The 6,506-nt window shown below is 53.9% G+C and carries 5 protein-coding genes; 1 reads left to right on the top strand and 4 read right to left on the bottom strand.

Going from position 1 to position 6,506, the window contains the following annotated elements:
* Positions 1-466: RidA family protein (locus PsWM33_RS11170; RefSeq protein WP_063300267.1), on the bottom strand; the 466-nt coding region annotated here is incomplete at its 3' end.
* Positions 467-779: 313 nt separating this feature from the next.
* Here PsWM33_RS11170 and PsWM33_RS11160 point away from each other — a divergent pair.
* A complete protein-coding gene (locus PsWM33_RS11160; protein ID WP_063300264.1) occupies positions 780-1,832 on the top strand; it encodes a serine hydrolase domain-containing protein in 1,053 nt (350 codons plus the stop codon).
* Between the two features lie 9 nt (positions 1,833-1,841).
* Here PsWM33_RS11160 and PsWM33_RS11155 read toward each other — a convergent pair whose 3' ends face one another.
* From PsWM33_RS11155 to PsWM33_RS11145, 3 genes are all read right to left on the bottom strand, one after another.
* On the bottom strand, positions 1,842-3,023 hold the full coding sequence (locus PsWM33_RS11155; protein WP_063300263.1) for a pyridoxal phosphate-dependent aminotransferase: 1,182 nt from the start codon (positions 3,021-3,023) through the stop codon (positions 1,842-1,844).
* A 373-nt stretch (positions 3,024-3,396) separates the two neighbouring features.
* Positions 3,397-4,713, bottom strand: a complete 1,317-nt coding sequence (locus PsWM33_RS11150; protein ID WP_063300262.1) for an HlyD family type I secretion periplasmic adaptor subunit — start codon at positions 4,711-4,713, stop codon at positions 3,397-3,399.
* Positions 4,706-6,478 carry a type I secretion system permease/ATPase gene (locus PsWM33_RS11145; RefSeq protein WP_082826973.1) on the bottom strand — a complete coding sequence of 591 codons (1,773 nt, stop codon included), beginning with the start codon at positions 6,476-6,478 and terminating at the stop codon, positions 4,706-4,708. The genes PsWM33_RS11150 and PsWM33_RS11145 overlap by 8 nt, the downstream gene beginning before the upstream one ends.
* Positions 6,479-6,506 lie beyond the last annotated feature (28 nt).

Raw genomic sequence — 6,506 nt, 5'->3', positions numbered from 1 at the left:
TAACTATAGGCGTGGACCACTTCAAAGGGGGAGGCTCACCGTCCAATGCCAAACGGTCGACGGGGATGAGTGTGCTGGCAGGAAGGTGCTGCCCGAAAAGTTTATCCGCCTGTTCCTTAATCGCATGCAGTTTATCTTCACCATGACCGGCAACAAGCACTTTTATCTTGACCACATGCTCTGGTTTTCCTCCAGAGGCTGCAATCGCCTTACGCAGATTAGAGAAGGCAATCTCGGCTTGTTTGCCAACCGTTTTACCCAAAACGTTCCCGTCGATGTCGCCGCTGAATTGACCTGAAATATAAACCGTTTTTGCGTTTGAGGGAGCCACAACAACCTGCGTAAAGCCCCAAGGGCTGGTATCGAAAATGGTGGATGGGTTGATGCGCTCCAAACCTTCTGCATGTGCCATGCCGGCAGCGGCAATCATCAAGGTTCCAAGGGGTAAACTAGCAATTGTTTTCATGATCAGCTCATTCTGTTCTTTGACCGAAACATGTAAGGTTCCGGTTTCACAACAGGGCTTTTAAGTCCTCAAGCTAAGTTGAGGTCAACAGCTATTTCGACTTTTCTGATGGGTCCGAGGTTGTATCTTTCGTAGCAAATTACAACCTGACGCATTGGTGCCATTTTGTTTGCTTAGAGGTTTGGCCAAAATTAACCGCCCAGACCAATCTCTCATTCATCTTCTTAGGCGTATGCTCCAAGGGAAACCGGAGCGATGCCCCGGCGATTTGCATAGACACCTTGGCACCACCTGATTTTAAAACGGCTTCTTGATGCATCTACGAACACTAACAGTTTTGGCAGGACTTCTGGCGCTCAGTGGCTGCAATGACTCCACGCCTCTGCAAAAATCAGCCCCACAAGCAGATATGATTGCAAAGCTGGACGAGCACGCAAAAGGTATCCAACGCAGCAATCCAGATGCAAGCCTGAGCGTGGCGGTGGTTCGTCAGGGGAGGGTCGAATTTATCCGTCTCTACGACAAATCGAGCAGAGGTAAAACTGTGGTTGGGGCGCAAGAGCCGATTTTTGAAGTTGCCTCCCTCGGCAAACCCGTCTTCGCCTATCTGACGCTGAAACTGGTGGATCTGGATATCCTGTCCCTGGAGCGCCCGCTCTACCAGTACGCCCCTGATCTGTTTGAAGGCTCTGACTCTCGACTGAAACGCATCACCGCTCGTATGCTGCTCTCTCATACCTCCGGCCTTGCCAACTTTGATGAGAAAGATCCGCTGAAACTGCGGTTTGATCCGGGCACGGAGTTTACCTATTCCGGTTCCGGCTATGCCTTGTTGCAGGAGGTGCTGGAAAGGCGGACGGGGCTGAACCTTGAGACGCTGGCGCGCATCCATGTATTCGAGCCGCTTGGCATGTCGTCCACCAGCTATCTCTGGCAGCGGGCTTATGATTACCGCATCCGCTTTGGGTATGATGCAAATGGCGACCAGATAAAAGACAAGCGGAAACCCGCCATCGGCAATGCAGCATGGAGCCTGCACACGACGGCTGGAGACTATGCCCGCTTTCTGGTTGCTATGATGGATGAGGCTGCAGAGCCCGAGCTGAAAGAGCGCATGCTGCAAACCTACAAGACTGTGACTAGCAAAATCGGCTGGTCTATGGGGTGGGGGCTTCAGGCCACTAAGCCAAACAGCTCCATCTGGCACTGGGGCAGCAATCCGGGCTATCGCTCCTACACGGTTGGCTATCCGCAGGAGGATATGGGGATTGTGGTACTTTCCAATAATGAAAAGCTCTTTGAGAAGATCGAACCTCTCATTCTCAATACAATAGGAGGAACGCTGCCCTCCTATCACTGGTTTTAGTTTACAGGATCACACCGTTTCCCGTGCATTGGCGAGGAACGGCGCAAGACGGTCCAACGCTTCGTTAAGCTGCTCATCCGTCTGCGCAAAGCAGAGGCGGAACCAGCCGGGGTCACCAACAAGAAACGCATCCCCCGGGGCAAGGCCTACCTTGGCTTCCTCAATCAACATGCGGGCATAAGCAACGGAATCCGTCACGCCCTCCACCTTGAAGTAAGCATAAAACGCACTTTCCGGCACAGGGCAGGTCACCCCCTCATGGGCGAGTAGGCCTGAGCACACCAGATCCCGTGCATGCTTATAGTTTTGCGCCATTTGAGCAACGAACTCTTCGCCTTGCTGAAGCGCGACCACAGCGGCCCGCTGAGAGAACGGTGGGGCGCTGGCAATGGAAAACTCAGCAATCTTCTCAACAACCGGTGTCAGGCTTGGCGGCAAAGTGAGCCAGCCCAGACGCCAGCCAGTCATGGCCCATGATTTGGAGAAGGAGTTGACCACGATCAGGCGATCTTCCGGCTCTGACACCTCAAGAAACGATGGTGCTGCCTTGCCGGAGTAAACGGTGCGGGCATAAACCTCATCAGAGATCAACCATGTGCCGCGCTCACGCAGAACTTCCATGATCCGCGTAATCTCGGTTCTGGTCAGCATAAAGCCCGTGGGGTTGGAAGGTGAGTTGAGCAACACCACCTTTGCACCCTTGGCCGTTTCCAGAAATGCTTCCACATCTAGCGACCACTTACCGTCCTTGACCTCGAGGGAATGGGTAACCGTGCGGGCACCTTGTAGCTTGGGAATGGAGAGCAGGTTTGGGAAAGCGGGCGTCAATGTGACAACCGTATCACCTTCTTCCAGCACACACTGAAAGGCCAGATTGAGCGCATTGCCGCCGGAGACGGTGACCGCAACACGGTCGACACCAATGGGCTTGTTGTAAAGCTCGCTCATATAGCCTGAGATCGCCTCTCGCAAATAAGGCCGTCCGAGGCCTTCTGCGTAAAACGTTTCTCCTGCAGACAAGGACCGTGCCGCCTCATCACAAATGAATTTTGGGGTGGGGATGTTTGGCTCCCCGAACCACAAAGGAATTAGGCCCTCCACGCTCATGGCAGCATTTGCCAGCTCTCGCGTGATGGATGGAGGAACTTGAATTGCGCGGCTTTCCAGCCCTTGTTTTGCTAAACTCGTCAATATGTTGCCCGTCCGCCCGGATTTCAAACAATGATCAACCTCTGTGAAGCCTTGGGATCGACATAAGACCCAAAGCACCACCGTCCTGAAGTCTATTCATATATCAGCAAATAGAAATTTCTAGGCTAGAGATTTCGTCAAGCGTTTGCGAGGGAAAGAGCCCGTGTAGTACTCGCACAGGGCGGCGGCATAGCACCACACGGGTCTTCACCTACCCGGAATTAGGGTTCCGGGCTCTCGGGAGGAGATTTCTGAAGCAACAGGAGCGGCCATTGCTTCAACTTCTCACAACACACTGGGGCTATGGCTTTTGGGTATATCCTTGCCTGAAAACCCATCTTTCGGAGATATGCCCGGATCAGCCCCAGGAGAATCAAGTCTCTCTCATCGCATGTGCGATCTGGTCCATCATTGGTTTAATCAGATAGGACAGAACAGACCGGTCTTCTGTCTTGATGAATGCCTCAACCGGCATGCCCGGAATGAGGGATTTGCCTTCCAAACGCTCCAGTTCCTCTTCAGGAATGGCCAGCTCGGCCAGATAATAGGTACTACCTGTGCGGGGATCCTGCACCAGATCGGGCGAAATGGTCTTCAGCCGCGCCTTAAGTTCCGGTGTGGTGCGCTTGTCAAACGCGGGCAGGCGAATAGTTGCTTCCTGATTGGGGTTGATCTGATCCACATCCACCGGCTGTACTTTAGCTTCCACGATGAGCTGGTCTTCTTCCGGCACGATCTTCATCACCACTTCGCCGCCCATGATGACGCCGCCTATGGTGTGAATGGCCAGATCAAACACTTTGCCATTTTGAGGAGCTCTTATTTCCGTCCGGCGAAGCTCGTCCTGCGCTGCAATGCGCCGCTCTTCCAGCTCAGAGATCTGGGCACGGGTCTGTTGCAATTGTTCCAGATTGTTGGAGCGCAATTCCTCGTCCGATTGTATGATCATAACCCGGCGTTCGCTGATCGCCTCACCAGAGCGTGCGATCTGGGCAATGATGCCGCCAAGTTCACCTTCCAGAGAACTGCGCTCACGCTGAAACGCCATGACACGGGACTCGGTCACCAGTTTCTTTTTACGCAAAGATTCCAAGCCACCCAGTTCGGTGTTGATCAGGTCCACTTCGTTCTGTTTTGCATCCCGCTGCAGCTCTAGGCCGTCGATCTGCTTTTCAAACTGGCCGATCTGGGTTTCCAGCTGCTCTTTCTTACTCAGATGATTTTTCTGCCGCGCTTCCATCATGTTGCGCTGGGTTTCTTCAATCATCATCAGATGCGCACGGTGCAAGGGAGATTTCGCCCGTTGCTTGAAGGTAATCTCAGTGCGGCCCTGTATCTCAGAGGTCAGTCGGGATTCCTGCGCATAAAGCTCATCAAGCTGATTGGTCAGCACGGCCAAGTTGGAGCGGGTGAGGGTATCATCCAACCGCAGGACCAGATCTCCGGCCTTCACCGGATCGCCGTTCTTGACGAGGATCTGATTGACGATGCCGCCATCGCGGTGCTGCACACTCTTGGTGCTGGTTTCAACGACGATGGTTGCCGGAGCAACAACCGCGCCGGAAATTTCCGTCACAACCGTCCAAGTGCCTGCACCGAAGATGAGGAGTGCTGCCAGAGCACCGCCCCATTTGAGGTGACGGGTGATGCTTGCGCCGATATCGTAGTAATTGTCGATATTTCTAGCCATTTAACACGACCTCCTGCGGCTTGCGAAGCGGAGCTATCACTTGCTTCATGATCTTGTCTTTTGCACCAATGGCTTCCGCTTCACCCTCATTCATCACAAGGATCTGATCGACTGCTGACGTTGCTGCCGGACGGTGTGCTACCACGATGACAATGGAGCCACGCTCACGCATGTCGTGGATTGCGTTGGTCAGAGCAGCTTCGCCTTGCGCATCCAGATTGGAGTTCGGCTCATCCAGCACGATCAGAAACGGGTTGCCATAAAGCGCGCGAGCCAGTGCGATCCGCTGCCGCTGACCACCAGAAAGGCCGTTGCCAGTTGCGCCGATGACTGTGTTGTAGCCTTCTGGCAAACTCACGATCAGGTCGTGCACGTTGGCCATGCGGGCGGCTTCAATCAGCTTGTCACTGTCTTCATCCGGCTTGAAACGCTGGATGTTCTCGGCAATGGTGCCGTCAAAGAGCTGAATGTCCTGCGGCAGATAGCCGATGAAATCACCACGATCCATCGCGCTCCACTGGTCAAGCTCAGCGCCATCAAAGCGGATCGAGCCTTTCAGAGGATTGGTGATGCCGACCATCGCTCTCGTCAGCGTTGACTTCCCGGACCCCGAATGTCCAATGATGCCCAGACCATCGCCAGCTTTCAGTTCCAGAGAAACGTTTTTGACGAAGGCGTCTTTGGCCGCGATTGGTCCGCAGAACAAACCTTCTACTGTGACAGATGCTTGCGGGAATGGAATGGACACCCGCTCTTTTGCCTTTGCTTGAGAGGCGAAGATTTCCTGAAGCCGCGAAATGCCAACTCTGGCGGCAATAAACCCACGCCAATTGACGATTGCCATCTCAACCGGAGCCAGCGCACGGGCCGTCATAATGGACGACGCGATCATAACGCCTGCTGAGACTTCCTGCTGAATGACCAGCCACGCGCCAAGGGCAAGAATACCGGATTGCAGCATAAACCGCAGGGTCTTGATCATGGTGGTGAAGATGTTTGACCGGTCGGATGCAGCCCGCTGACGACCAAGGAAGACATCATTGTTGTCCTCCCAACGATCACGCAAATGGTCGATCATGCCCATGGCCTCAATGCTCTCTGCATTGCGGCGGCACGCTTCAATCAATGTGGTCCGCTTGTTGGCTTCAACAGCTGTGTTTGCAGCCGGACGACGAGAGGACAACTCGTTCAGCGCAATCAAGGCACAGATGAACAATGCCCCAATGAGAGCCGTGGTGCCCAAAAGCGGATGAAACAGAAACACGATGCCCAAGTAGAGCGGCATCCATGGCATATCGAAGATCGCGGAAGGACCGGAGCCGGACAGAAACTGCCGGATCGAGTCCAGATCGCTGACAGGCCTGGAGCGTTCGCCCTCAGCGCCCATAACCAGCGGGACACGGGTCGAAGTTTCAAATGCCAGACCGGTGAGCTGCTCATCCACGTGTTGACCAACACGCAGCAACAGCCGGTTCCGCAGACCATCTAGAATTCCGTAGAAGATATAAAGCACAGCCACAAACAGGCTGAGAACAACAAGTGTTGGAACAGAACTGCTGGATAAGACGCGATCATAGATCTGCAGCATGAACAAAGGGCCAGTCAGCATAAGCAGGTTGATTAACATGCTGATGCCACCAATGCCCCAAAACGCCCGATAAAGTTTACGAAAGGCGGTGGAAATATAGGATGTGTGCTCTTGTAACGACTTACCCAAAATACCCTCCAGCTTGTTGTTATTAGGCTGGGTTGGTTCGGGCGCCACGCCCAAGCTCGTGGCGCCCGAACCGTTC

This window comes from Pseudovibrio sp. WM33 (genome assembly GCF_001623165.1).
Lineage (GTDB): Bacteria > Pseudomonadota > Alphaproteobacteria > Rhizobiales > Stappiaceae > Pseudovibrio.
Note: the sequence above shows the minus strand (reverse complement) of the source record. Positions and strands in the feature narration are given on the sequence as shown.